Here is a 24,891-nt window from a genome sequence, read left to right as displayed (position 1 = left end):
AGCCACGCGGGAACCCAGGGTAGGCTCTGGCCCGGCGTGGAGGCACGGGCGGTGCAACGTCCGTGCAACCCTTTCCTCCGCGTGACCGGACGCGTGTGCTGGTCCCCTGGTGACAGCAGACTTTGGGGGGATGCTCGATGGGGGAAGTCGTTGCGGGGATAGTGGCGAATCCGGCGTCCGGTCAGGACATCCGACGACTCGTCACGCAGGCGTCGGCCTTTCCGGTCGAGGAGAAGGCCAATCTGGTGCGCCGGTTGCTGTCGGCGTTCGCGGTGACCGGCGTCGAGCGTGTGCTGCTGTCCACTGACCTCGGCGGCATCTCCGCCGCCGTGCTGCGCGACCTCGGCCGCGACCCGCTGCCCCAGGTGGAGTTCTGCGACGAGGACACGCTCACCGGCACCGCGCAGGACACCGTCAACGCGGTGCGCCGGATGGTCGACGCCGGGGCCGGCGTGATCGTGTGCCTCGGCGGTGACGGCACGGCCCGGGTCGCCGCGAAGGCGTGCGGCGATGTCCCGCTGCTCGCGCTGCCGACAGGCACCAACAACGCGTTTCCACAGGCAGGAGAGGCCACAGTGGCCGGGCTCGCCGCCGGGATGGTCGCGAGCGGCCAGGTCGACGCCGACCTCGTCACCCAGCGGGTCAGCACGCTCGAAGTCGTCACCAAGAATCGTCGCGAGATCGCGCTGGTGGACGTCGCGGTCTCGATGAACAAGCACGTCGGCGCGAAGGCGCTCTGGGATCCCACCTCGCTCACTGAGCTGTACTGCACCTTCGCTGAGCCGGACGGTATTGGCCTGTCGAGCATTGCTGGACAACTGTGTCCGTGCTCTCGTTCCAGCGCGGACGGCGTGGCACTTCAGCTTGGTCCGGTCGACAGTTCCGCGTACGTGGTGCACGCCGCGATTGCGCCCGGCGTCGTGCGTCCAGTCGGCGTACGCGGTTGGGGAGTGCTGCGTCCGGGCGTGCGTGTGGACCTTGCCGCAGGTGGCGGCGTTATCGCGGTAGACGGAGAACGCGAGTTGGAGCTGAAGAACGGCGAAGGCGCGTACGTCGAACTGCGCGCCGACGGCCCGTGGTGCGTCGACGTACGCGCGGCGATGGCTGAAGCGGCAACCCAGGGGTTGCTACGCAGTGCCGCGACGAGCGGAACCGGCGAGAAAGGCCGAAGCCACGGTCAGTGCGCTGGCTGAGATCACGTGCAGGTGACACCTTCCGGGTGTCGTTCGCTGCGACTTGCCCGACCGGCTACCTTCTGCGAGTGGCACACGGGGAGGATCGGGGATGAGCAGCACTGCGACGCGGCCGGAAACGACTGCCGAGCCCCCACCGGAGGAATTTCGGGGCCGCAGCGGAATCGCCGGCTTGCTGGACCTGCCCGGCCAGGCGGTGCGCGCGGTCGTCAGATCCACGACCACCACGCCCGGCAAGCTTTCGCTGATCGCGGTCGCCCTGGTGCTGCTTTCGCTGGTGGCCGGTCTCGTGGGCGTGTTGTCGGTGAAGGACAAGGACAACACGATCAACGGCCTGATCGACCATCGCGAACCTCTCGCGGCGGCCGCGCAGCAGGTGTTCCGCTCGCTGTCGGACGCGGACGCGACCGCGGCCAGCGCCTTCCTTTCCGTCGGCACCGAACCGCCCGCGCTGCGGAAGCGGTATGAGCAGGACATCGCTGAAGCGGGATCCGCGCTCGCCCGCGCGGCGTCCGACACCACCGACGTCGGCAACGCCGCCCACCAGGTGGACATCCTGAACCAGAAGGTCCCGGTCTACACCGGGATCGTCGAGACCGCGCGCGCGAACAACCGGCAGGGTTTCCCGTCCGGCGCTTCGTATCTGCGCGAAGCTTCACAGCTGATGCGCTCGACGATCCTGCCCGCCGCGGACGCGCTCTACAACGAGCACACCAAGAAGCTCACCGACGAGCAGGACAGCAGCAGCGACGTGCCGTGGGTGGCGGTCGCGTTGGTCCTCGTGCTGCTCGCGGCGCTTGTGGTCACGCAGATCTATCTGACCCGGCGGACGAACCGGGTGCTGAACATCGGGCTGCTCGTAGCAACCGGCTGCGTCGTGCTGTCGCTGCTGTGGGGCGCGGTCGCGCTTGTCGTGCAGGGCAGTCTCGTCGCGACCGGGCGCACCGACGGCACGTCGCAGGTCGACATCCTGGTGCGGGCCCGGATCTACGCGCTGCAAGCACGCGCGGACGAAACCCTGACGCTGGTCGCGCGCGGCGACGGCGGCGCGTACGAGCAGCAGTTCATCAAGCTGGCCGAAAAGCTCGTCGGTGCAGACGGCAAGGGCGGTCTGCTCGGCGAAGCTCGCGGCCTCGCCTCCGGCACCACCGGGGAGCAGAAGATCGAAGTGGCGGAACAGGCCGCGCGCGAATGGTCGCTGGCCCACCTTCAGGTCCGGCGCCTCGACGACGGCGGGCAGTACCAGGAAGCGGTCGACTTCGCGACGAGCGTGAGCCCGAACAGCGCCGCCGCCGCGTTCGCCCGGCTCGACACGAACCTCCAGGCCGCGATCGACGTCTGCCGGCAGGAATTCCTCGACAGCACCAGATCCGGCGACAACGCGCTTACCGCGCTCGCGGCGGGCGTCGGGGTGCTGGCGGTGCTCGCGGCGGGCGGCAGCACAGTCGGCGTGCGAGAGAGACTGAGGGAGTACCGGTGATCCGGTCGCGGCACTTCGTCCGGACTGCCGTGCTCGCGGTGGTCGCGGTTCTCGCCGCCGCCTGCGGGACGGCGGACCAGCCGATGGAGGCCGCGCCGGTCACTGACGCGGCCTGGCCCGCCCCGGCGGGCGTCGGCGGCCCGGACGCCGCGGCCGGCGGCGATTCCGACACCAGCTGCAACCCGCTGGCCAGCCTCGCGCCCAATGGTCTCGACCCCTCCGGGCCGAGCCTGCAGAAGATCAAACAACGCGGGAAGCTCATCGCGGGCGTCGACCAGACGACCTATCTCTTCGGCTTCCGGAATCCGAAGACCGGCAAGCTTGAGGGCTTCGACATCGACCTGGTCAACGAGATCGCCAAGGCGATTTTCGGGAGTTCCGAGGGGCACGTGCAGTACCGGGCGATCACGTCCTCGCAGCGCGAGACGGTGCTGACGGACCACCAGGTCGACGTGGTGGTCCGGACCTACAGCATCACCTGCGCCCGCCGCAAGCAGGTGCAGTTCTCGTCGGTGTACTACGTGGCCGGGCAGAAGATCCTGGTGCCGAAGTCGTCGAACGCGCGGTCGCTGACCGACCTGGCCGGGAAACGCGTGTGCGCGGCGGCGAAGTCGACCTCGCTCGCGAAGATCGCCACCGACCCGGCCAAACCGGTCGCGGTGTCGGTGCCGAACTGGTCGGACTGCCTGGTGATGCTCCAGCAGGGCCAGGTCGACGCGGTGTCCACCGACGACACGATCCTGGCCGGCATGGCCGCGCAGGACCCGACGGTGAAGGTCGCGGGGGAGCCGATGACGCAGGAGAATTACGGCGTCGGGATCCCGAAGGACGAGGAGGACCTGGTCCGCTTCGTGAACGCGGTGCTGGACAAGATCCGCGGCGACGGCACCTGGGCGAGCAGTTATCAGAACTGGGTCGGCACCCGGTTGGGACCGGCGAACCCGCCGTCGGCGCAATACGGGTGACCAGGCCGGTCTCGCGGCGCCAGCGTGGCGCGAGCGGTACTTTTTGAGCGGCAGGTTTGCCGCGGGGAGTTCGGGAGGTAGTTGTGTCGGAGGAGGCGCGCCGTCCTCGGCACGCAGCACCGGAGGGGGACGGCGACGAGGCGAAGGCCGCGAACCAGCCGTCCGGGCGGGGCGAGGCGGCCGACGCTTCGTGGACCCCGCCGCCGCCAGTGCGCTGGGACACTCCGGAACCGTCGGTGTCCGGGCGGCTGAACCCGCAGGCAGATCCGGACGCTGAGACGTTGATCAACGCGCCGGTGCAGCGTCCGCAGAGTCCTCAGGGTCCGCAGGCCGGGCAGCAGGCGCAGCGGGGGCCGTCCGTTCCGGGCGCTCAGCCGGGCCAAGCGCAGCAGCCCGGGGCGTCGGTGCCGTTGGGCCAGCCCGTTCAACCGGGTCAGGCTCAGCAGGCGGGGCCCGCTCAGCCCGCGCAGCCGGGTCAGGCTCAGCCCGCGCAGCCGGGTCAGGTGCAGCCGGGCCAGCCGCGGACGCAGGGCCGTCCGGCTCCGCGCGGCGGCCAGCCGATGCCGCCGCAAGGCCGTCCGCCGGGCCAGCCGCCGTCGCAAGGCCAGCCGTACCCGGGGCAGCCCGTTCCGCCATCGCAGGGCCAGCCGTATCCGCCGCAGTCGCGCACCGGACAGCGACCGGTCCAGCCGAACCGTCCGCAGCAACCGCAGGGAAATCGGCCGTCGCGTCCGCCGGAGAACCGCGCCACCGGCCCGAACTCCGGTCCGATCCCGGCGGCCCAGGCCAAGCCGCCAGCTGACAGCGGGGACGCTCCCACGCGTCCGCCGGGCGACCTCGCGCCGGTGATCCTGCCGCAGTCGAACCAGCCGGTCGCCCCGGTCGACCCGGCCGCGCCGATGCCGACCAGCGTGCTGGCCAGCGCGACGCCGCACACCCAGAGCATCATGCCGCCGGCCCCGCGGGTGGCCCCCGCCGACGGCGGCCCGCTGCCCGACCACGGCACAGACAGCGTCCTGCCGTCGGGCGGCAGCGAGGGGCACGGCACCGGCACCCACGGTTCGCAGGGCTCCCAAGGCACCGGTACCGGCACCGGAACGGGTTCGTTCCCCGGCACGTCCCGGCGCACCGGCTCGCGCGGCACCCGCCGCTCCCGGCGCGGACGGCTCGGCGCGGGGCTTATCGACGTGCCGCCGGTGCCCTACCGCGATCCGTCGACCGCGGTGCTGGCCAACCCGGTCGTGGCCGAAGACAAGCGGTTCTGCGGCAACTGCAGCGCGAAGGTCGGTCGCGGCGAGGACGGTCAGCCGGGCGAGCCCGAGGGCACCTGCGAGAAGTGCGGTACGCCGTTCTCGTTCGTCGCGAAGCTGAAGGCGCACGAAGTCGTCGGCGGCCAGTACGAGGTGCTCGGCGCGCTCGCCTACGGCGGTCTCGGCTGGATCTACCTGGCCAAGGACCACAACGTGTCCGACCGCTGGGTCGTGCTGAAGGGCCTGATCGACACCGGCGACTCCACCGCGATGGCCGCCGCGGCGAACGAGCAGCGGTTCCTCGCCGAGGTCGAGCACCCGAACATCGTCAAGATCCACAACTTCGTGCAGCACCCGGATGGCGAGACCGGCAACAGCGTCGGCTACATCGTCATGGAGTACGTCGGCGGCCAGTCGCTGCGTCAGCTCGCCCTGCAGCACCACCGGGAGAGCAAACGGCCGGAGCCGTTGCCGATCGGCCAGGTCATCGCGTACGGGCTGGAGATCCTGCCCGCGCTCGGCTACCTGCACGGTCAGGGCCTGCTGTACTGCGACCTCAAGCCGGACAACGTCATCCAGACCCGAGAGCAGCTCAAGCTGATCGACCTCGGCGCGGTGCGGCGGCTCGACGACTACGAGAGCCCGCTGTTCTTCACCACCGGTTACAGCGCGCCCGAGCTGGCGTCGCAGGGCGCGTCGGTGTCCTCGGACCTGTACACGGTCGGCCGGACGCTGGCCGTGCTGAGCTTCGAGTTCGCCGGCTACACCCGCGAGTTCAAGAACACGCTGCCCGGGCCGGACGCGGTGCCGTTGTTCGCGCTTTTCGGGTCGTACTACCGGTTCCTGAAGCGCGCCACGCATGCCGATCCGGATCGGCGGTTCATCGCCGCCGACGACATGGCCGACCAGCTGACCGGGGTGCTGCGCGAGATCATGGCGCTCGGCACCGGCCAGCCGCGGCCGGCCGCGTCGACCGTGTTCGGGCCGGAGAGCCGGACGTTCGGCGTCCATCTCGTGGTGCCGGAGCAGGGCGAGCGGGTGCCGCTGCCGGATGCTGGCGAGGTTGTCGCCGGGCTGCCGATTCCGCAGGTCGACACGGACGACCCGGCTGCTGGTGTGCTCGCTACGACGACTGCGCTTGATCCGCACGAGGCGATCGAGGCGCTGGCTACCGCGCCGCGTGAGTCGATCGAGGTGCGGTTGCGGATTGTGCGTGCCCGGATCGAGCTGGGCGAGTTCGTGGAGGCGCAGCGGCAGCTTCAGGCCGCGCAGTATCTGGCGATCCGGCATGGGTTCCCGCACGACTGGCGGATTGACTGGTATCGCGGGTTGATCGAGCTGGCTGGCGGTCGGCCGCGGGTCGCGCATGTGGCCTTTGACGCGGTCTACGACGATCTGCCGGGGGAGATCGCGCCGAAGCTGGCCTTGGCGGTGAGCGCCGAGGGCGTCGGGGATTACTTCGGTGCTGCTCGGTTCTATGAGCTGGTTTGGCGGACGGACCGGACGTATGTGAGTGCCGCGTTCGGGCTCGCTCGCGTGTATCTCGCGCAGGGGGCGCGGGAGAGCGCGGTGGAGGTGCTGGAAGGAGTTCCGGCTACCTCGACGCATTACGTGGATGCGCAGGTTGCCGCGATCAAGATCAAGACGCGGGCGCAGGGCGCTGGCACCGGGGAGCATCCGACTGTCACGGAGGGCGATCTGGTCGACGCTTCGGGACGGTTGCAGCGGCTCAACCTCGATGCTGAGCGGCACACGCGGCTTAGTGCGGAGGTTCTTGAAGCGGCTTATGACTGGCTGAAGGTGCCTGGGCAGGCTGAGCCGGCTACGGCGGCCAAGGTGCTGGGGTGTGCGCTGGAGGAACGGGACGTCCGGTTTGGGCTGGAGCGGTGTTATCGGTCGTTGGCTCGGTTGACGGACAACGCTGGTGACCGGATCGCGTTGGTGGATCGGGCGAATGCTATTCGGCCTCGGACGCTTACCTGACGGGGTGGCTCGTCGCCTGGGGGGCGACATTGCTTGTGGGGGTTGCGTGGGGCACCCCGAAGGTTGATTGTGCTGACGGTCTGGGGTTGCTTGTCAAGGCGGGAAAGATGCCTTGACAAGCAACCCCAGACCGCAGGGGGGCTTCGTATCGGGGTGCGGGGGAGGGGCTGGGTGTCTCGACGGTCGGGTGCGTCGGCTGCGGGGAGGGGCTGGGTGCCTCGATGGTCGGCTGCGGTCTGCGGGTGGGGCGGTGAGGGGCTTCTTGAGGGAACCCGCGTTCGTGAAGGGGCCCCCTCGCGGGCCGGTGGGGGGCGTGAGGGGAACCCTGCGGGAATCAGAGTCAATGAGGGTGGCCCTCACACACGTCGAGAGGGTTCGACTGGGGCGAGGGGTCAGGGGTTGATGTCCCACTCGCGTTTGTTGCGGCGGTGCTGTTCGGCTAGCTTCTCCAGCGCTTGCGGGTCGCCGTGGGTGCTGAAGTGCTCGAAGCCCACGGCGATGAATACCGCCCGGGCGTTCACCGCTACCGGGCCGTCCGCGGCGTCCAGGTGGCCGTCCGCGCTGACGTAGATTTTCCGGCCGGCGACTCCGTCCAGCCGGGCCTCGATGTACAACGTGGACCCGACCGGTACTGGGCGGCGGAAGTCCGTCTCAAGCTTTCCCGTTACCGCGGGGCGGTGCAGCAGGTTGCCGACGGTCGAGCCGAGCGCCTCGTCGAAGGCGCACGCCAGCAGGCCGCCGTGTGCGAGTCCGGGCGCGCCCTGGTGCGCGGAGGTCACGGTGAACTTCGAGTGCACCGTGTAACCCTCGCCGATCGCTGAGCGCAGGTGCAGGCCGTCGTCTACCTCGTCGCCGCAGCCGAAGCATTCGGCGAAGTGGGCGCCGAGTTCGGTGCCGGGGGCGGGGGCTTTCGGATGGATCTCCGGCGGCTCCACCGGCACGGGCGGCCACGGGCCGGAAACAGGACTCATGGGACGACGTTAACCCGGCGGAAGGACCCGCCGGCACCCGCCCTGACCGGCGCGGTCGCATTTCCTGAGCGCAGGGTAGTCGGAAAATTCCGCACGGTAGAAATTTCGCGACTCACCCTGCCAGCTTGGTTCAACAGGTCAAGACTGGGGAAATGTGCTCTACGGGATGGGCCGGGACGTGTGCAGGAGGAGGTCACCGCCGGGATGAGTGAGCCAAAGACGGGGAAACCCGAGGTCGATCAGAGAACAGTCAAACGCGCGGTGATCGCGTCCGCGATGGGTAATGCGACCGAGTGGTACGACTACGGCGTGTTCACCTCGGGCGCGATCGCGACGAGTATCGGAACGCTGTTCTTCCCCGGCGAGGGCAACGCGGTGCTGAAATCGCTTGCCCTGCTGGCAGTCGGCTTCATCGTACGACCGTTCGGCGGAGCGTTCTTCGGCCCGTTGGGGGACAAGCTCGGCAGGCAGAAGGTTCTCGCGCTCACCATTCTGCTGATGTCCGGCTGCACCTTCCTGGTCGGCGTGCTGCCGACGTACTCAGGCGGGTACAGCATGGGCATCGCGGCTCCGATCGCGATCTTGCTGCTGCGGCTCATCCAGGGCTTCTCGACCGGTGGCGAGTACGGCGGCGCGGCGACGTTCATCGCGGAATACGCGCCGACGAAACGGCGCGGTTTCTTCGGTTCGTTCCTGGAGATGGGCACGCTGGCCGGCTACGTGCTGGGCAACGCGACCGTGCTGATCACCTCGCTGTCCCTGACGACCGAACAGTTCGACTCGTGGGGCTGGCGGATCCCGTTCTTCATCGCGCTTCCGATCGGTGCGATCGGGCTGTACCTGCGGTCGAAGCTCGAGGACACGCCGGAGTTCCGCAGGCTCGAGGCGGCGGGCGAAAAGGCGGAGAAGGCTCCGCTCAAGGAGACCATCCAGCGCAACTGGCGGATGATCCTCAACCTGATCGGGATCGTGCTGCTGGTCAACATCGCCGACTACATGCTGCTGACCACGATGCCGTCGTACTTCACCGACACGCTGAAGATCGGCGACACCGAATCCAGCCTGATCATCATCGGCGTGGAGATGGTGCAGTTCGCGTTGCTGATCCCGCTGGGCGCGCTGTCCGACCGGATCGGCCGGAAACCGTTGATGCTCACCGCGGCGATCGGGTTCATCGTGCTGAGCTGGCCCAGCATCAAGCTGATGCAGACGGGCAGCCTTCTGTGGCTGATCATCGGCTTCCTGGTCGTGGCGATCCTGCTGGCGCTGCTGCTCGCGGTGATCGGCTCGACGTTCCCGGCGATGTTCCCGACGCGCGTGCGCTACGGCTCGTTCGCCATCGGCTACAACATCTCGACGTCGCTGTTCGGTGGTACCTGCGGCGTGATCGTCACGGCGTTGATCGACAGCACCGGCAACGCGGACTGGCCGGCGTACTACTTGATCGCCGCGGCGCTCATCGCGCTGGTCCCGATCATCAAGATCCCGGAGACGGCCCAGGTGCCGATCGAGCAGATCGACACCGCGGACACCGGCGGCAAGTTCGTCGGCGCCGGCAAATGAGCGGCTGAGCCGACCCGAAAACCGCCCTCCGTCCATTAAGGACGGAGGGCGGTTTTCGGTTGCGAGTCAGCTGTTCTGCGTCGCCTCGACCGCCTGCGGAGCGAAGCGCTTGCGGGCCCAAGCTGCCAGGCCACCGGCGACCACGACGGCAACAACGGTTTCGATCATCAGTGCAACGAGCACCATGGTGCTTCCTCCTCAGGTTCTCGGGCCGGCCAATGGTGTGCCGGCTGAGCGACTGGTTCGACGGCCGCTCCGGCCGTCACTGAGAACATCGCCCCGGAAGCCTGGGATATTTCGTCGAAAACCCACTTGATCTGGTGACCTCCACCACTCTTGCCGCGAATGCGTTTCACCTGGAGGTCGAGCTGGGTAACGAGGTGCTTCCCGCAGGTGAACGCATAGCCGCGGGGGCCCGTTCGCCCGCGGTCGGATGCGCTCGCGGGGGCGCGGGCACCCGGGACGTGCCCGCCCGCGGACCGGTCGGCTCCGCCGGCGGTTGCCTGTCCGGCGAACCCGGGCTCACCTCCGGACCGGGTGTCGGCACCTGTGCCGGATCCGACGGCGCCTTCGTCGGCGCGGCCGGACTAGAGGGGGCGGGCGAGACGGTGGCGAGCCCCGGTCCGGCAGGCATGACCGGCGGCTGCTCGGTCCCGCGGCTGCCCACCGCGAGACCGGCCAGCACGACTACCGCGACCGTCGCGGCGGAGCTGCCCGCGACCGCCCAGCGCTTGCGCCTGCGACGGACGGCGGCGCCGCGCACGATCACGTCCGCGGCGCCGACCTGCATGGGCGGGCCGTCCGGCGTGCGGGCGAACAGCGCGCGCACATCCTCGGCATCATCGGAGACCATCTCGTTCACCTCCTTCCAGGCACGGGCAGTGCCTCGAAATGCGGACCCAGCCGGGTCCGCAGGGTGGCCAGACCGCGTGCGGCCTGGCTTTTCACCGTGCCGGTCCGGCAGCCGAGCGCCGCGGCGGTCTCCTCGACGGACAGGTCCTCGAAGTACCGCAGCACGAGCACCGCGCGCTGGCGCGGGGCCAGCACGGCGAGGGCCTGCTGGATCAGCTGGTCGTGCTCAGTCTCGGCGGCAGGAGCCGGGACGTCGGGTGGTGCGTCGGTGAGCCGCTCCCGTTTCCAGCGGCTGCGGCGGTTTTCCGCGAGGAAAGTGCGCAGCACGATTTTGCGCGCGTAGGCGTCGAGCGCGTCGTGCCGGGCCAGCCGCGGCCAGGCGAGGTACAGCTTGAGCAGCGCCGCCTGTGCGAGATCCTCGGCCCGGTGCCAGTCCCCGCACAGCAGGTAGGCCGTGGACCGCAGGCTGTGCGCGCGCTCGCCGAAGTACCGGGCGAACTCGCCGTCCCACGACGAGTTCTGCCCGGACGCCGGACGGGAGCGGGAAGGCACCGGGCGATCAGCCCCAGACCGAGGGCAGGTGCAGGTCGCCGGTCGGGCCCGCGGGCACGGCGGTCGGGACGCGCTTGGACTTCGCGGGCTGCCCCGGGGCGGCGACCCTCGGCGCGGCCGGGGCGGCGGTCTGGCGTTCCGTGGGCGCCGGGGCCGGGGCAGCGGTGGGCCGCTCGGCCGGGGCGGTCTTCGTCGGGGCCGGCTGCGCCGAGGGCGGGGCGTCCGCGGCGAAAGCGACCGCGCCGCCGGTCAGCGCGCCTCCGGCGAGCAGCAGCGAACCGATGGCGAGAGCGAAGCGAACACGCACGAGTTTCCTCCTGGTTCAGGCGAGCGCCGGGTGGCGCCTCTCTGCTCTAGTCATGCGATCGGCGGTCGCCGGGGTTGCATCGGATTTTTCCGGCCGGGACAGCGAACGGCCGGGAGCGTTCGAGAGCTCCCGGCCGTCCGGTTGGCGCTTGTTCGGTTGTGCTCAGGCGGCCAGCGCCGACAGCTTGGTCCACGCCGCCCAGTCATAGGTCCAGTCGCTGTAGTCGCCGTCCTTCGGGCCCAGCTGCTGGGTGCTGCCGGAGATCTCCACCGGGTCGCCGGGAAGGACGCTGTCGTAGTAGATCTTCGCGTTCTTCGGCGACAGGTTGAGGCAGCCGTGCGAGATGTTCTGCTTGCCCTGCGCGTAGATCGACCCCGCGAGACCGTGGATGAACTCGCCGTTGTTGGAGATCCGGACCGCCCACGGCACGTTCACGTCGGTGTAGTGGTAGCGCGGGTTGCTCATCGAGTAGGTCGCGTGCTTGGACATCACCACGTGCGTGCCGCTGTGCGTGACGCGGCCCGGGTCGGAGTCGAGGCCGTAGCTCACCGGGAAGTCCATGACCTGCTGGCCGTCGCGGATGACCTGCATGGTGTGTTCCTGGGTGTTGCCCTTGACGATCTGCGACCGGCCGATGGTGAAGCTCGCCGAGACGTCCTGTTTGCCGTAGACGCCGTCGCCCATCGAAACGCCGTAGACGTTGGCCGAGACGATGACCTTCGTGTTCGGCTTGAAGTACTCCTTCGGCCGCCAGTGCACCGACGTGTCGCCGTTGAGCCACGCCCACGCGCCCTCGGTCTTCGGCGTGGTTTCCACCGACAGCGCGCGCTCGACGGCGGCCTTGTCCTTGACCGCGCTCGGGAACGTGAGTGCGATCGGCATCGCGATGCCGTAGGTCTGCCCGTCGCCGACGTTCAGGCTGCCCTGCATCTGGCGGCGCGGTTTGACCGTGGTGAACGAGCCGTTGATCGGGACCTGCTTGCCGTCCTCGCCGACGGCCTGCCCGGACCAGGTGTAGGTCTTGCCGTAGCCGAGGTCTTCGGTGCTGCTCCAGCTCTTCTTGTCCGGGGACTGCTGTCCCTGTACCTGTTTGCCGTCGGCGTTCGTGAGCGTGACGGCCCCGATGGTGCCGTTCGCGACGGTCACCTTCGCCGGTTCGCCCGGTGCCACGTCGCCTGTGCCGGAGGCTGGCGTGAGCGCCACGGCCGCCGGTTTCACCGGCGTGGCCGGCGCCTCGGTAGGCCCGCCGCCCGCGGTCCCGCCCGCGTTCACGCTCGACCCGCCGCTGCTGCACGCCCCGAGCGTCAGCGCGGCGATCAAGCCCAGCACCGCGACGCCGGCCCGGCGGCGTGCGAAGTGTCGGATTGTCACACCGATCCCCAATCTCCCCTTGGTACCCCGAACACCCAGACGTCCCGAGATGCCTTCACGTTCACCGGAAACGGGGTGACCAGCATCACACTGCACCGAGTGACCATTACGGAAGCGGCTCGACCGACCGCGCACTGTGCATCCCCGAAATGCGCTGGGTGTACTGGATCAGAGTAGTCGCGGGGTCCGACAGCGGTGCGTAGGCGGCGATACGACGTTCCGGTGATGCGCGCACGTCGGAACCGATCCTTGCGATCAACGGGGTTCAGATTTGGTGAGATCCCGGTAGGCTGCTGACCAGGCCGTCGTTTTGCGTGTTCGTGGCTTCACACTCGCGGAACTTCTGACGCGAGCCGTGGGGCCGAAAAGCTCTTCGCTCGTCTCGTTGGAACCGCCCGGGACGGCCTGGGTGCCGCTTCGGTGGCATTCGAAGCGGATCTGTTACGAGGAGTACAGCGGTGGCGCAAGGCACTGTGAAGTGGTTCAACGCGGAGAAGGGCTTCGGCTTCATCGCGCAGGACGGCGGCGAAGGCGACGTTTTCGTGCACTACTCGGAGATCGAGGGACGCGGCTTCCGCACCCTTGAGGAGAACCAGCGAGTGGAGTTCGAGGTCGGCCAGGGGCAGAAGGGCCCGCAGGCCCAGAAGGTCCGCGCGATCTGAGTCAGGCCCGCGCGTTTTCTCAGGCCTGAAAGAAGGGCCCCGACGGGATTTCCCGTCGGGGCCTTTTTTCATTGCGGGTTCCGTTGTGGGGAATGTTTGGAGCGACGGTTACCGCGGTCGATCCGGGCGGGGTTGGGTCGACGGTTGCCGGGTGTGCGGGTGCGCCACCGGGTGCTGGGGTTTCGGGCGGGCTACCGGGCTGGGCTCGCGGTTGCGGGCTGGTTTGGCGGGTCTCGTCGAGGCTTCCGGCACGGACGGGCGACGCCGGAACGGATGGTTGCTCGACTGTGGGTGGGCTGTGTGGTCTGACCCGGTTGGGTGGCGCTGGCCGCTGTGGCTGAAGGCCGGGGCTCTCGTGAGTGGCAAGCACGGTTTTAACCGTGATCGCTGCTCACGACGCTGTGCTGCGCCGCTCTTGCCAGGTGATCGCCGCTCGCGACTCGTGCTGCGCCGCTCTTGCCAGGTGATCGCACACCTTGCCGCCACCGTGCCGCCACCCGGCAGCAGCGGCCGGGCCCATCGCTCCTCAACTGGCTTCCGGCAACTGGCTTCCGGCGCGGCGGTCTCGCCACCCTCTGCCATCCTCCGCCGCCCGCCGCGCCGCCCGTTCCGCGGCCAAGACCGCAGCGTCCCACCCACCGGAACCGCGGCTCTGCGGCGACTCCGGAAAAGGGAAAACCCCCGGCCGTCGGGAGAAGCCAGGGGTTTTCGTTCGGGGGGGGGCGGGGATCAGCGTCCGACGAGGGGCTGTTCGAACGTCTCCGCCGGGAAGTGGAATTCGTCGGTCATCGCGTCGGAGTGGCGGCGCTCCTGGGCGGAGGCGGCCTGGCCCTCCCACGAGAGACGCTCCAGGATCCATTCCTGCGCCAGGGCCTGCGGGGTCAGGTTCCTGGCGACGGCGATGTCCTTGAGCTGCTGGCTGGCGATGAGGTTCATGCGCAGCTGGTAGACCTGCGCGTCGCCGAAGCGGCTGCCGGTTCCGGTGCTCTCCGGGTCGGAGTCCGGGGCGAGGGCGGCGAGGTAGCTGGTGAGCTCCTTGTCCTCGACGACTTCGTCGCCGACGGCCTTGGCGGCATTGCGATGCCGCCCGCTCGAGACGGCTTTGAGATTCGTGCGGCTGCTGAGGCGGCCGAGGGAGGGAAGAGGCACGCGGTCACGATAACGGTTGGGTCTCGACAAGGAAACCACTGTGAGCCACGACACACGCATTTCTATGCCCGGCAAGCCTAATTCGATCACCTGTTCAGCCCAGTCGGTAAACGCATTTCGCGACTGTCTGTTGATCAGGGTACGGAGAGTGGATCCGCAGGTCAGTGCCGATGTGCGGAAATGGAGAGACCCCCGCGCCAGGGGGAGGAACGCGGGGGTCGGAGGGGATCTCCACAGGCGCTGACCGGGGGTGTGTCAGCAACACCGATTGTTGCACGAGTTCCGGGGATCGGCGAGGGGAAGCCGGGAGAAATCGTTCTGCGCGATCTTGGAATGCGTTACCAGGGAAGCTTCGGAGAGTGTTCGCAGGTTCACTCTCCGGGGGGCTGCCGGTGCCGCTCGTCGCTGGTTAGCCTCGCGGCCAGTTGTTGCGAACCGCACGGAGGGGCCATGAGCGGATCGGTCGAAGTTCGTCAGTTCCTCCTTCGGTACGAAGGTGCCGACGGGGGAAGCACGTCACTGTCCGGCGGCGTGCCGGCGCAGCGCGGGTCGTCGGAAGGGCAACGGGTCTCCGACGACCAGGTCCGCCGAGCCCGCCTGGCCGTCGCGGCCGGCGCGCTCGACGTGGAGGACTGCGCGCAGTTGCTGGAGATGCTCGGGCTGAGTCCGGGCGACGACGGTCAGGCTCCCGTGCAGCGCTGAGGGTCTGGACGCTGGGTTCGCGGGTCCGGGCGGAGCCGGCTGCCGGTGTTCGGTCGCCAGCGCGTCCGGCTCGCCGTCCTGGTGACGAACTGCCCGAACTCGTGTCTCGGTGGCCGGGAAGGCCCGGATTCCCGGCGTGCGCGACCGTCTCCGGCGTAGAGTGGCGTGGCGCACACCGGTCGCCGGGCCCGGCTTCGAAGCGGCCGATCGGCGGGAGGCGGCGCGGCCGGATCGTTGGTGCTGGCGTTACCGCAGGCAGGAGGCTCGCCGATCGCTTAATGAACCCCCCGTGCAAAGCCCTTGGAACGTGCCCTATGCTTGTAATCGCTCCCAGGGGAACACCTGAGAGCGCGGTCGGTCGGTCCACCGAAACCGATCGGGCTCCCATCGTTCAGTGGCCTAGGACTCCGCCCTTTCAAGGCGGCAACGCGGGTTCGAATCCCGTTGGGAGTACGCAGTACCAGTAAGGCCCTGTGGCGCAGTTGGTTAGCGCGTCGCCCTGTCACGGCGAAGGTCGCGGGTTCGAGTCCCGTCAGGGTCGCAAGATCGTTCGGCTCCTAGCCGGCGTTCCCGGCCAGGTAGCTCAGTTGGTACGAGCGTCCGCCTGAAAAGCGGAAGGTCGCCGGTTCGACCCCGGCCCTGGCCACAGCGAATTTCGGTGAAGCAGCCCCCATCCAGCGGATGGGGGCTTTTTCGTCGCCTCGATCTGCCAGGCGGTCGCCGTTCGGCGGCAGTCTTGCCAACCCGCTGGATCGCTACTTAGCCGCAATGACCTCTCAAAAGGTCTGGACCACCGGAGGTCGAGTATGCCGGGAGATGTTGCCGGATCGGCGGCGGTGGGGGTCGGGGCAGTGGGGGGCGATGACTCCGTTCGGAGCCGAGGCGGGGGCCGTCGAGGGGCGATCCGGGGTGGCGGTTTACGCGAACAACGTCGGTTACGTACCCGGCGCGCCCAAGCGGGCGGTGCTCGCGATCGAATCGCCGCGGGCGATCCCGAGGTTTACCGTCGCGGACGTCGCTATCGGGAAGGTCGCCTTCACCGGCAGCCCGCACCCGACGGCTCAGGTCCCGGGATAGGACGACCGGCATTACTGGACCGCGGACTTCTCCGCGCTGAAGACCGAGGGCGAGTACGTCCTGCTCGCCGCGGACGGGCGGTCGCAGCCGTTTCGCATCGATCAGCTGGTGCTTGAGCGCTACACGCTCTCCCCTGTCGTGCACTACTTCAAGGGCACCCGCAGCTCGGACCGGTTCGATCGCCGGGACCGGCAAGCGTCGATCGGCCCCAAGACCACGCAGGTCATGGACGCGCACGGCGCCTGGTACGACGCGACCGGCGACTTCGGCGAGCATTTCACGCAGCTGTCGGACCGCAGCTACTTCAACACTCTCCAGATCCCACTCACTGCCTGGGTGCTGGCCAAGGCGTACCAGCGGCTCACCGCGCGCGGCGACCCCGACTACCTGCGCTGGGTCAAACTTGACGGCGGCACCTTCGTCGCCTCGGTCATCCAGCCTGGACCGCCGAAGGATCCGAAGCTGCGGTACGTCCTCGCGAACAGCGACGGCGAGCCTGTCCAGGTGAATTACCGCGAGGGCGGCGGGGTCGCGATCGCGGCGCTGGCTGCGGCGGCGACGTTGGACGCGCCCGGCGACTACTCGCACGAGGAGTATCTGGCGACAGCGGAAGCCACGTTCGAATTCCTGGAGTAGCACAACGTCGAGATGACCAATGACGGCAAGGAAAACATCCAGGACGACTACGGTGCGTTGCTGGCGGCGGTCGAGTTGTACCAGGTGACCAAGAAACCAGCGTACCGCGAAGCAGCGGATCGCCCGGCGCGGAACCTGTTGCAGCGCTTGGTTTCCTGGAAGTCTTACCGGGATTACGGAGCCTGGTCGTGCCCAGCACGAGCCGGTCCGGTCCCCGGCTCGCCGTGGGCGTTCACGAGCGCTCGGCCACACAACCGGATCGTGCCCGGCACGAGCTGAATCGTGCCGGGCACGCCGGTGGCCGCGAACTCGAAGCTAGATCAACGGCCCGCGGAACTTGGTCGTCCCCGGAACAAGCTGGACCGTCCCGAGCCCGCTGTGCGCGCTCGCGTACTGCAGCTCGCGCGACAGATCGCCAACGCCGTTCGTGCCCGGCTGCGGCAGCAGGTTCAGCGTGCTCAGCACCCCGAGTGCGTTGCCGTCGCGGTCGAGGAAGCCACTGCCGGAGTCGCCGGGGATGCCGGGGGTCACGGTGAGCACCGTGTGGCTCCAGCCGCTGCCAGTGTCCCCCAAACTGGTGCCCTGTTTGGGGGACAGTTGGGTGATCCCGCCGCGCAGTTCTGAATTGCCGTAGCTGAGCACGGTACCCAGTTGCTTCGTGCCGGTCGTGTGCACGCCGGTCGGCCCGCCCCAGAACGGCAGGCTCGGGTTGACCTTCGACACGTCCGCGGGGTCGATCTTCACGAGTGCGAGGTCGTTGTACTGACAAGTGTTCGCGTCCGCTTCGTGGCGGGACTGCATGGTCAGCCACGAGTTGTAGACGAGCGTGCCTGGCTTGCTCGCCCCGGTGATCTCGACCGGGGTGCCGATCGGGAGCGAACCGGCGGAGCAGCCGTTCGTTTCGGTCGAACCGCCGGTGCCGGAGCAGTGCGCGGCCTGCCCGAGGAACACGTCGGTTCCGTTGCTGTACACGAAGTTCGAGGTGCACTGCGCCCCGTTGGTGTGCGTCGGCACCCCGGGGTGCACGGCTGCGGTGCCGGCCGGGGCCCAGGTCGGGGCCGCCGCCCACGCGGTCGCGGGCAGCAACGCGGCGGCGGTCGCCAGTGCCGTCACCGCACTGGCCCGGGCCAGTGGTCGAGGGGTCTTCATCGGGCTCCCTTCGAGAAGGCCAGCACTCACTCGAACGTGTGCTACTGACCGGTAGGCATCGGGGCTACATCACACCAGAGAGTGGTGCCAGTCACAACCGTTGTGACCCTGGGTGACTATTGACCTAGAGCTGGCTGGAGGTTGCAGACTGATCGCATGGCTGGGGAATGGAACATCGAGGCAGCAGACGTCGACGCCTACCTCGCCCGCGTGGGGCAGCGCCGGGAGGAACCGTCCGCGGCGGCGCTGGGGCGGCTGGCGCAGGCGCACGTCGAGACGATCCCGTTCGAGAACGTCGACGTGGTGATCGGCCGGCATCGCGGGATCGAGCTGGAGGTCGTCAGCGAGAAGCTCGTCGGGCGGCGCCGGGGCGGGTACTGCTACGAGCAGGCCGGGTTGTTCGCGGCCGTCGCGGAGCAGCTGGGTTACCAGGTGCAGCGCACGGTCGCGCGGGTGCAGCCGCGCAAGAGCGGTCCGTATACGCACATGACGCTCGTGATTACCGTTGAGGGGCAACAGTTTCTCGTGGACGTCGGGTTCGGTGCCGGGATACTGGTGCCGATGCCGTTGATCGACGGGGCCGAGGTGGACCAGGCCGGGTGGAGGCACCGGATGACCTTGCGCGAGGGCTGGTGGGTGCTGCAGAAACAGGACGCCGATGGCTGGGACGACCTGCACGAGGTGCTTCCGCTGGTGCACAGCCGTCCGCTGGACTACCAGGTGTTCCACCACTACACGTCCACGCACCCGAAATCCCCGTTCACCGGGCGAGTCGTGGTGATGCGGCTCGAACCCGGGCGGTTCCGCCGGCTGCTCGGCCGCGAGTACCAGGAAAGCCGCCCGGACGGCACGGTCGAGACGCGCACGATCGAACTGGTCGATCTCGGCAAGACGCTGGAGGACCTCGACGTCTTCCTTGCCGAGGACGAGCTGGCGGCGCTGCTCAAGACTTACTGAAACAACTCCGCGGCGGCCAGCGGCCGGCCCAGGTGATAGCCCTGGGCCTGGTCGCAGCCAAGTTCCCGCAGCAGCGCAAGCTCTTCCGCGGTTTCGACGCCTTCCGCCACCACTGTCAGATCCACCGCGTGCGCCATCGCGATGATGCTCGTGACGATCGCGGCCGCGTCGCGGGAGTCTGCGATTCCGGTGATGAAGGAGCGGTCGATCTTGAGCGTGTCCAGCGTCAGCCGACGCAGCTGGGCCAGCGACGAGTAGCCAGTGCCGAAGTCGTCGATCGCCAGCAGGACACCGAGGGAACGCAAGGCGGACAACACTTCCGCGGCCGCCGACGTATCGCGCATGAGGGCGCTTTCGGTGACTTCCAGCGTCAGCGAGCCGGGCGGCAGGCCGGTGGTGGCCAGTGCGTCGCGGACCGCGGGCACCAGGTGCGGGTCGTCCAGCTGCCGGACCGAGAGGTTGACCTTCAAGCTGAGGTCGAGGCCCCGGCCGGTGCGCAGGGCGGCCAGTTCGCGCGTGGTGTCGCGCAGGACGTACTTGCCCAGTACGTTGATCAGTTCGCTTTCCTCGGCCAGCGGGATGAATTCCGCCGGCGAGATCGCGCCGTGTTTCGGGTGGGTCCAGCGCAGCAGGGCCTCGACGCCGACCATTTCGCCAGTGCGCAGGTCGACCACCGGCTGGTAAGCGGGCCATAACTGTTCACTGTGGACAGCGTCGCGGAGGTCCTGTTCCATCCGCAGCCGACGCTGCATGCGCCTCCGCAGGGCGACGTCGAAGAACTCGAACCGGCCGCGGCCGCGGGATTTCGCTTGGTACATCGCGACATCCGCGTCGCGCAGCAGGTCCTCCGCGCTGCGGCGGTCGCCCGGCTCCACGAGCACGATGCCCATGCTCGCGTCCAGGTGCAGTTGCCTGCCGTGCACCGAAACCGGTTCCGCCAGCACCGAACGCAGGTGCGCGGCGAACACGCCGACCTGCGCCGGACCGGTCGTCGCGGACGTCACGACCACGAACTCGTCGCCGCCCAGCCTGCCGACGACGTCCTCGGGGCCGGTGGCGCGGCGCAGCCGTTCGCCCGCGATGCGCAGGACCTGGTCGCCGACCGGGTGGCCGAGCGAATCGTTGATCAGCTTGAACTTGTCCAGGTCGAGGAACAGCACGGCGGCCTCCTCGGCGCCGTCGCGGCGGTCGAGCCGGTCCAGGACCAGGGTGCGGTTGGCGAGGCGGGTCAGCGGGTCGTGCGTCGCCTCGTGGGCCAGCCGGGCGCTGATCGCGCGCCGTTCGGTGATGTCGGTGAAGGAGGTGACCACCGAGACGCCCTTCGGGTCGTCCGGATCGAGCAACCGCGACGTCAACGACACCCACACGTCGCGGCCGTCGGGGCGGCGCAGGCGCACGACCAGTCCGTTGTGCGTGATCCCGGTGCGACGCGTGTGCATGGACGGCAGCTCGTCGTCCGGGATCCGGTTGCCGTCCTCGTCGAACAGCACGAGCGTCGTGCACGGCACGCCGAGCAGCTCCGCTTCGGGGACCCCGAGGATGCGGCAGGCGGACGGGTTCGCCGACTGGATCAGCCCGGTCGGGCCGATCACCAGTACGCCCTCGTCGAGTGCGGCGACGACCGTCGCGTAGTGCTGTTCTACGCGGCGACGTGCGGTTTCGTCCGTGCAGACGAGAAGGAAGCCGTCGACGGTCTCGGTCGCGGACACCCGGACCTGCCGCGGCGAGCCGTCCCGGCCGCGGTGGGTTTGCTCGGCGACGCCGTCGCGGATCGAGGCCGGGTCCGGGTCGATGCCGAGTACCTCGTGCACCCGCCTGCCGAGCGCTTCCGGGGCGGGCCAGCCGTAGACGGTCTCGGCGGCCGGGTTCCAGCCGGTGACGATGCCCTCGGCGGTGATCGTGACGATGGCGTCGCTGACGTGCGTGACCAGCGCTTCCTGTGCGTGGACAGCGGCCGCGGCGGCGTGTTTGACGGTGCTGTCGCGGATCACCACCTGGTAGGACGGCGGGTTCGAGTCGCTGGTGCGCACCGAAACGGTCTCCGCCACGAATTTGCTCCCGTCCAACCGTTTCAGCACCGCTTCGCGGGGTTCCGCGCTGGGATCCTCCAGCAGCTGCGTGGATTCGGCCGCCACGAAGTCCGCGAACTCGCGGCTGACGACCTCGTGCGCCGCCCGTGCCGCGAACAGGTCGAGCGCGGCCTGGTTGGCGTAGGTGACGACACCGCCCGAGTACACGCAGATCGCGTCCGGGCTCTGCTCCATCAGCAACCGGTACCGGTCGGACAGCTCCGCGAGGTCGGACTTCTCCGGCACCGTTTCCGCGACCGCCGAGGCGACGCCGAGCAGGCCGGTCGTGTGGTCCTGTTCGCCGACGGTCCGCGCGCGCAGCCGGATGCGGCGCGGGGTGCCGTCGGGGCCGTCCTGCGGCTGTTCGAGTTCGAAATCGCGGCCGGGCGGGGTGCGGCGGAGGTTCGCGGTGAGCGGGCGGAGCAGTTCGGTGAGCCGGTCGCACAGCTCCTTGCCGGTCGCGCCGGGGAGGCCGAGCACCGCGTCGAGGCCGGGCAGCCAGGTGAGGGTCGCCGGTTCGGAGGCGTGCAGGGAGAACAGGACCCCCGCGCCGGCGTCCGGCCGCAGGCCCGCGAGCTGGGCGCGCCGGGTGATTCCACCCGGTTCGCCGGCCAGGGCGTCAGCCTCCATGGTGCTTCCGATCCCCCTTGTCGGCGTATGGCCCGTCGATTACACCACCGAGTGAAGCCCGTGTATATCCGCACGGGCAGCTGCTTGCGTCACTCGTCCGGACGCCGCCGGCGGGTGCTATCGGGCGATGCGGGGCACGCTGCGCAGTCGCGGACCCCACACGAGCAGGCCGAAGTGGGCCGCACAGGCATGTCCGAGGACGGTCACCACGGACGCGAGACTGGCCGGGTCGTCGGTCACGTAGACGCCGATAACGAATAGCTCAAGGGCCACGATCCCGGCGATCCGAGCCCGCCCGCGCAGCAGCGCGACGAGCACGCCGGCGGTGGTGAGGAAGCCGTAGCTGACTCCGATGTCGAGCCAGCGGCCCGCGGAATGCGGCAGCACGTCGGTGTGGATCAGGGCCATCACCGGCAGTTCGGTGGCGATCGTGGCGAGCACGTGCCCGCTGAAGAAGACCAGCGCCGTCCGGAGCCCGCCGAACCGCCGCTCGAACGGGGCGACCGCGATCGCGAAGATCACCGCGTACGGCAGCCAGCCGCCGCCGGCGATCCAGAACGCGCTGGTCAGGAGTGCGGTCAGGGGGTGGCGCGCCATGTTGTGCGCGTCGGTGCTGGAGACCGTGAGGAGTTTGCCGGTGAGCGTGGAGCTGCCGAACCGGATCAGCAGCGAGGTGCCGAGGAGCAGCACCAGGTAGCCGAAGGTGAACGGCGTGGACCGCGGGCTGGGGACGAGGCGCAGCCAGGCTCGCTTGGGCCGCCAGGTCGCGGGGACGGCGGCCAGGAAGGGAAGCCTCGGCGCGGGCTGGACGAGTCCGAGCGAGCTGGCGGCCGGGTCGTTCTTGACCAGCACGGCGGTCGCCGTAGGCCGCGAGGATCCGTCGATGATCTCGACCAACGGGGTGCCGCCTGCTCTGCCGGGGGTCGCTGCCGCGGTGGTGGCCGGTTCGGGGATTTCGGTGCCCGGCCCCGGCTTCCCGGCCATCGGGACGGCGGACGGCCGTGCGCGCAACCACGTCAAGGAGCGCCACTTCCGGGGGGTTCCGGTGGTGGCAGCAGTGCGTGCCGGGCGGGGTGCCGGATCCGGCTCGCGCAGCGACATGCGTCCAGAGTGGCTGGGCATGCTGGGATTTTGGCTAAGCGCAGCTGTGAATGCGCTGTGATTCACACCCGCTAGAGTGAGCACTCTGGGTAGAAGGTTTCACTCTTTGTCACCCGTTCGGTGGCCGCATCCGGTAGGAATAGGCCACTCCTGGTGAAAGGTCTCGCTGGTGAACGACGAGGTTTCGGTCGCCGAGCTGTTGGTGCGCGAAGGACACGAACGACGGATTCCGCCGCCGTCCCGGTCCAGGTGGCGCATGGTTTCGGTGATGCTCGCGGTGATCGTCGGCTGCGGGGCGGCGGCCATGCTCGTCTCGTACGGGACCACGGCGAACGACGGGGCCGCCCGGATCACCGAGATGCGCGTGATCGAGATGCCGGACCGCACCGGCGGCGCGGGCGGCGTCGACGAGACGAACCCGCCGACGCCCACCGGCGAGGAAACCGAAGAGGGCACTGCCGGGGTCGGGGACGCGCCTTCTGGCAAGGCGAATGTCAATCCGTTTGGCGAGCACAGCACCGCGGATCACCCGGCTGATTCCGCTCCGGCGCATCCGTCGTCGAGCGAGCGGCCGGAAACGACCGGTCCGGCCGGGCCGACGCAGCCGCCGTCGACCACGTCGGGTCCGTCGACTTCCAGCCAGCCGTCGTCGCCGAGCAGTCACGAGCCGCCTTGCGTTTTGAACATCATTTGCCTTTAGGGCTGGTTGGGTGCATTGCTCGCGGTTTCGCGGGGCGGGCTCAGAGTGCGGCCAGTGCGGTTAGGCGGTTGGCCAGCAGGTCGATGTCCGCCTCGGTGGTGCGGTGGTTGGTGACGCAGGCGCGGACGCAGGGCTGTCCGTTGACCTTGGCTGGGCCCAGCATCGCGGTGCCTTCTTCGTGGAGTCTGGTGAGGAGTTCTGCGTGTGCTTCGGCGGTGCGGCCGGGCATTCGGACGCAGACTGCGGTGAGCGTGACTGGGTTCATCAACTCCAGGCCGGGGGCGGCGGCGATGTGTGCGCCTAGGCGGTTGGCCAGGGTCAGGCAGCGTTCGGTGACTGATCGGAAGGTGCCTACGCCGAAGGTGCGCAGGGCGGCCCAGACCTTCAACGCCTTGAAGCTGCGGGAAAGTTGCGGGCCGTGGTCCATGTAGTCGAGCAGGTGGGCGTCGTCGATTGCGGTGAGGTAGGACGACGAGGAGGAGAAGGCGAAGGCGGCGCGTAGTTTTGCCATGTCCTTGACCAGCAGGGCTCCTGCTTCCAGCGGGGCGAACAGCAGCTTGTGCGGGTCCAGGGTGACGGAGTCTGCTCGGGAAAGCGGGAGCAGTGCGTCGCGGGTTGAATCGGCCAGGACGAAAAGTGCGCCATACGCACCGTCTACGTGCAGCCAGAGGTTTTCTTTTTCGCAGAGGTCGGCGATGGGGCCGATTGGGTCTATCGAGCCGGTGGTTACTGTGCCCGCGGTGGCGACTACGCAGAACGGTTCTTTTCCGGCGGCGCGGTCTTCGGCGATCGCTCGGGTTAGCAAGTCGACGCGCAGTTGGAAATGGGCGTCGGTGGGGATTGCGCGGACGTTGGCCAAGCCGATTCCTAGCAGTGTCGCGGCTTTGACTACGCTGCGGTGCGCTTCGTCGGAGGTGTAAAGGACCAGCGGGGCGCGGTTTTCTTGGAGACCGCGTTCGCGGAAGTCTGGCCGGCGGTTGGCGATGGCGGTGGTGATCGCGTCCTTCGTGGCTCCGGAACCGCCGCTGGTGAGGATGCCGCCGGAAGCCGGGCCCATGGCGAAGAGGCCAGTGAGCCAGTCCATGACGGAGCGTTCGATCACGTTGGCGGCTGGGGAGATCTGCCACAGGTTGCAGTTCTGGTTCAGTACTGCGGCGATCGCTTCCGCGTAGGCGCCGATGCCGTTTGGCGGGCCTTGTACGTAGGCGAGGAATCTTGGGTGCGCGATCGTGGTGGTGTAGGGCACGAGGCGGTCTACGACGTCGGCGAAGAATGCTTCGACGCCGAGCCCTTCTTCCGGGAACGGTTCCGCTAACAGTTTAGCCAGCGTTTCCCGGTCCGCGTCTGGGGCGATCGGGCGACTGGTGAGTGAATTTTCGTAGCTGTCGGTGAACCGGGCCAAAAGTTCGGCCGCTCTGGTCCGTTCGGCGGAATTGAGAATGAGGGAAGTGCCGTCCATGCGCCCTCTTCTGTCCGAAGGTCTTTTCGGGCACAAGGTGCCATGGCCGGGACGGCGTGCGTAGCGGGCCAGGAAAGAGCTGCCCGAACGGCCGGGGAAACGAGGGCGGCCGG

22 protein-coding genes and 3 tRNA genes are annotated in these 24,891 nt (G+C 68.9%); 15 read left to right on the top strand and 10 right to left on the bottom strand.

The genetic code is table 11. The features are described 5' to 3' along the window. Positions 1-137: 137 nt before the first annotated feature. The 4 genes from BM362_RS01895 (at position 138) to BM362_RS01880 (ending at position 6,871) form a co-directional block, all read left to right on the top strand. Positions 138-1,193, top strand: a complete 1,056-nt coding sequence (locus BM362_RS01895) for an ATP-NAD kinase family protein (RefSeq protein WP_067584048.1) — start codon at positions 138-140, stop codon at positions 1,191-1,193. 91 nt (positions 1,194-1,284) lie between these two features. Beyond that, the gene (locus tag BM362_RS01890; protein WP_067584050.1) at positions 1,285-2,673 is read left to right on the top strand and encodes a hypothetical protein; all 1,389 of its coding nucleotides are present in this window, start codon (positions 1,285-1,287) and stop codon (positions 2,671-2,673) included. Next, a complete protein-coding gene (locus tag BM362_RS01885; RefSeq protein WP_232791721.1) occupies positions 2,670-3,638 on the top strand; it encodes a glutamate ABC transporter substrate-binding protein in 969 nt (322 codons plus the stop codon). Before BM362_RS01890 ends, BM362_RS01885 begins: the two co-directional genes overlap by 4 nt. A gap of 899 nt (positions 3,639-4,537) precedes the next feature. Next, positions 4,538-6,871 (top strand): serine/threonine-protein kinase, encoded by a 2,334-nt coding sequence (locus tag BM362_RS01880; protein ID WP_244287072.1) that lies wholly within the window; start codon positions 4,538-4,540, stop codon positions 6,869-6,871. Positions 6,872-7,263: 392 nt separating this feature from the next. Here BM362_RS01880 and BM362_RS01875 read toward each other — a convergent pair whose 3' ends face one another. Beyond that, on the bottom strand, positions 7,264-7,842 hold the full coding sequence (locus tag BM362_RS01875) for a PaaI family thioesterase (protein WP_067594954.1): 579 nt from the start codon (positions 7,840-7,842) through the stop codon (positions 7,264-7,266). A gap of 204 nt (positions 7,843-8,046) precedes the next feature. Here BM362_RS01875 and BM362_RS01870 point away from each other — a divergent pair, with 204 nt between their 5' ends. Next, entirely contained in the window at positions 8,047-9,405 is a 1,359-nt protein-coding gene (locus BM362_RS01870; RefSeq protein WP_067594964.1) for an MFS transporter, read from the top strand. Positions 9,406-9,757: 352 nt separating this feature from the next. On the opposite strand, the gene BM362_RS01865 is transcribed toward BM362_RS01870, so the two are convergent. From BM362_RS01865 to BM362_RS01850, 4 genes are all read right to left on the bottom strand, one after another. Further along, a complete protein-coding gene (locus BM362_RS01865) occupies positions 9,758-10,267 on the bottom strand; it encodes a hypothetical protein (protein WP_067594952.1) in 510 nt (169 codons plus the stop codon). Beyond that, on the bottom strand, positions 10,264-10,809 hold the full coding sequence (locus BM362_RS01860) for a SigE family RNA polymerase sigma factor (RefSeq protein WP_067594949.1): 546 nt from the start codon (positions 10,807-10,809) through the stop codon (positions 10,264-10,266). The genes BM362_RS01865 and BM362_RS01860 overlap by 4 nt, the downstream gene beginning before the upstream one ends. A 7-nt stretch (positions 10,810-10,816) precedes the next feature. Next, positions 10,817-11,116 (bottom strand): hypothetical protein, encoded by a 300-nt coding sequence (locus tag BM362_RS01855; RefSeq protein WP_093571987.1) that lies wholly within the window; start codon positions 11,114-11,116, stop codon positions 10,817-10,819. Positions 11,117-11,278: 162 nt separating this feature from the next. Next, complete coding sequence (locus tag BM362_RS01850) at positions 11,279-12,487, bottom strand: L,D-transpeptidase (protein ID WP_093571986.1); 1,209 nt, start codon at positions 12,485-12,487, stop codon at positions 11,279-11,281. 458 nt (positions 12,488-12,945) lie between these two features. On the opposite strand from BM362_RS01850, the gene BM362_RS01845 reads away from it, so the two are divergent. After that, on the top strand, positions 12,946-13,149 hold the full coding sequence (locus tag BM362_RS01845) for a cold-shock protein (protein WP_003097368.1): 204 nt from the start codon (positions 12,946-12,948) through the stop codon (positions 13,147-13,149). A 729-nt stretch (positions 13,150-13,878) separates the two neighbouring features. On the opposite strand, the gene BM362_RS01840 is transcribed toward BM362_RS01845, so the two are convergent. Next, entirely contained in the window at positions 13,879-14,298 is a 420-nt protein-coding gene (locus BM362_RS01840; protein ID WP_067594937.1) for a hypothetical protein, read from the bottom strand. A gap of 450 nt (positions 14,299-14,748) precedes the next feature. On the opposite strand from BM362_RS01840, the gene BM362_RS01835 reads away from it, so the two are divergent. The 7 genes from BM362_RS01835 (at position 14,749) to BM362_RS01805 (ending at position 16,992) form a co-directional block, all read left to right on the top strand. Beyond that, positions 14,749-15,000, top strand: a complete 252-nt coding sequence (locus BM362_RS01835; RefSeq protein WP_037807458.1) for a hypothetical protein — start codon at positions 14,749-14,751, stop codon at positions 14,998-15,000. Positions 15,001-15,380: 380 nt separating this feature from the next. Beyond that, positions 15,381-15,453: transfer RNA gene (locus BM362_RS01830), tRNA-Glu, on the top strand. A gap of 14 nt (positions 15,454-15,467) precedes the next feature. Beyond that, positions 15,468-15,541, top strand: a tRNA-Asp gene (locus BM362_RS01825). A 31-nt stretch (positions 15,542-15,572) separates the two neighbouring features. After that, positions 15,573-15,646, top strand: a tRNA-Phe gene (locus BM362_RS01820). A gap of 215 nt (positions 15,647-15,861) precedes the next feature. Further along, on the top strand, positions 15,862-16,077 hold the full coding sequence (locus tag BM362_RS47220) for a cellulase N-terminal Ig-like domain-containing protein (RefSeq protein ID WP_093571985.1): 216 nt from the start codon (positions 15,862-15,864) through the stop codon (positions 16,075-16,077). A gap of 108 nt (positions 16,078-16,185) precedes the next feature. Further along, complete coding sequence (locus BM362_RS01810; RefSeq protein WP_093571984.1) at positions 16,186-16,713, top strand: hypothetical protein; 528 nt, start codon at positions 16,186-16,188, stop codon at positions 16,711-16,713. Between the two features lie 12 nt (positions 16,714-16,725). Further along, a complete protein-coding gene (locus tag BM362_RS01805; RefSeq protein ID WP_093571983.1) occupies positions 16,726-16,992 on the top strand; it encodes a hypothetical protein in 267 nt (88 codons plus the stop codon). A gap of 36 nt (positions 16,993-17,028) precedes the next feature. On the opposite strand, the gene BM362_RS01800 is transcribed toward BM362_RS01805, so the two are convergent. Then, positions 17,029-17,862 (bottom strand): serine protease, encoded by an 834-nt coding sequence (locus tag BM362_RS01800; protein WP_093571982.1) that lies wholly within the window; start codon positions 17,860-17,862, stop codon positions 17,029-17,031. 156 nt (positions 17,863-18,018) lie between these two features. Here BM362_RS01800 and BM362_RS01795 point away from each other — a divergent pair, with 156 nt between their 5' ends. Continuing rightward, positions 18,019-18,819 carry an arylamine N-acetyltransferase family protein gene (locus BM362_RS01795; protein WP_093571981.1) on the top strand — a complete coding sequence of 267 codons (801 nt, stop codon included), beginning with the start codon at positions 18,019-18,021 and terminating at the stop codon, positions 18,817-18,819. Here the strand turns inward: BM362_RS01795 and BM362_RS01790 are convergent. Beyond that, on the bottom strand, positions 18,813-21,518 hold the full coding sequence (locus BM362_RS01790; RefSeq protein ID WP_093571980.1) for a sensor domain-containing protein: 2,706 nt from the start codon (positions 21,516-21,518) through the stop codon (positions 18,813-18,815). The genes BM362_RS01795 and BM362_RS01790 overlap by 7 nt on opposite strands. A 117-nt stretch (positions 21,519-21,635) precedes the next feature. Next, entirely contained in the window at positions 21,636-22,640 is a 1,005-nt protein-coding gene (locus BM362_RS47215; RefSeq protein ID WP_232792052.1) for a rhomboid-like protein, read from the bottom strand. Positions 22,641-22,788: 148 nt separating this feature from the next. Between BM362_RS47215 and BM362_RS01780 the strand changes: the two genes are divergently transcribed. After that, complete coding sequence (locus BM362_RS01780) at positions 22,789-23,319, top strand: hypothetical protein (RefSeq protein ID WP_093571978.1); 531 nt, start codon at positions 22,789-22,791, stop codon at positions 23,317-23,319. Positions 23,320-23,359: 40 nt separating this feature from the next. Here the strand turns inward: BM362_RS01780 and BM362_RS01775 are convergent, their stop codons facing one another. Next, complete coding sequence (locus tag BM362_RS01775) at positions 23,360-24,778, bottom strand: pyridoxal phosphate-dependent decarboxylase family protein (protein WP_067594922.1); 1,419 nt, start codon at positions 24,776-24,778, stop codon at positions 23,360-23,362. Positions 24,779-24,891: the final 113 nt, after the last annotated feature.

The sequence above is a fragment of the Amycolatopsis rubida genome (assembly GCF_900115345.1).
GTDB classification, from domain to species: Bacteria; Actinomycetota; Actinomycetes; order Mycobacteriales; family Pseudonocardiaceae; genus Amycolatopsis; species Amycolatopsis rubida.
Note: the sequence above shows the minus strand (reverse complement) of the source record. Positions and strands in the feature narration are given on the sequence as shown.

Excerpts from the sequence above, each read along its gene's own strand:
- BM362_RS01805 (WP_093571983.1), top strand. The coding sequence starts at position 16,726 with ATGACCAATGACGGCAAGGAAAACATCCAGGACGACTACGGTGCGTTG.
- BM362_RS01890 (WP_067584050.1), top strand. The coding sequence starts at position 1,285 with ATGAGCAGCACTGCGACGCGGCCGGAAACGACTGCCGAGCCCCCACCG.
- BM362_RS01895 (WP_067584048.1), top strand. The coding sequence starts at position 138 with ATGGGGGAAGTCGTTGCGGGGATAGTGGCGAATCCGGCGTCCGGTCAG.
- BM362_RS47215 (WP_232792052.1), bottom strand. The coding sequence starts at position 22,640 with ATGCCCAGCCACTCTGGACGCATGTCGCTGCGCGAGCCGGATCCGGCA.
- BM362_RS01870 (WP_067594964.1), top strand. The coding sequence starts at position 8,047 with ATGAGTGAGCCAAAGACGGGGAAACCCGAGGTCGATCAGAGAACAGTC.
- BM362_RS01795 (WP_093571981.1), top strand. The coding sequence starts at position 18,019 with ATGGCTGGGGAATGGAACATCGAGGCAGCAGACGTCGACGCCTACCTC.
- BM362_RS01800 (WP_093571982.1), bottom strand. The coding sequence starts at position 17,862 with ATGAAGACCCCTCGACCACTGGCCCGGGCCAGTGCGGTGACGGCACTG.
- BM362_RS01790 (WP_093571980.1), bottom strand. The coding sequence starts at position 21,518 with ATGGAGGCTGACGCCCTGGCCGGCGAACCGGGTGGAATCACCCGGCGC.
- BM362_RS01880 (WP_244287072.1), top strand. The coding sequence starts at position 4,538 with ATGCCGACCAGCGTGCTGGCCAGCGCGACGCCGCACACCCAGAGCATC.
- BM362_RS47220 (WP_093571985.1), top strand. The coding sequence starts at position 15,862 with ATGACTCCGTTCGGAGCCGAGGCGGGGGCCGTCGAGGGGCGATCCGGG.
- BM362_RS01835 (WP_037807458.1), top strand. The coding sequence starts at position 14,749 with ATGAGCGGATCGGTCGAAGTTCGTCAGTTCCTCCTTCGGTACGAAGGT.
- BM362_RS01775 (WP_067594922.1), bottom strand. The coding sequence starts at position 24,778 with ATGGACGGCACTTCCCTCATTCTCAATTCCGCCGAACGGACCAGAGCG.
- BM362_RS01875 (WP_067594954.1), bottom strand. The coding sequence starts at position 7,842 with ATGAGTCCTGTTTCCGGCCCGTGGCCGCCCGTGCCGGTGGAGCCGCCG.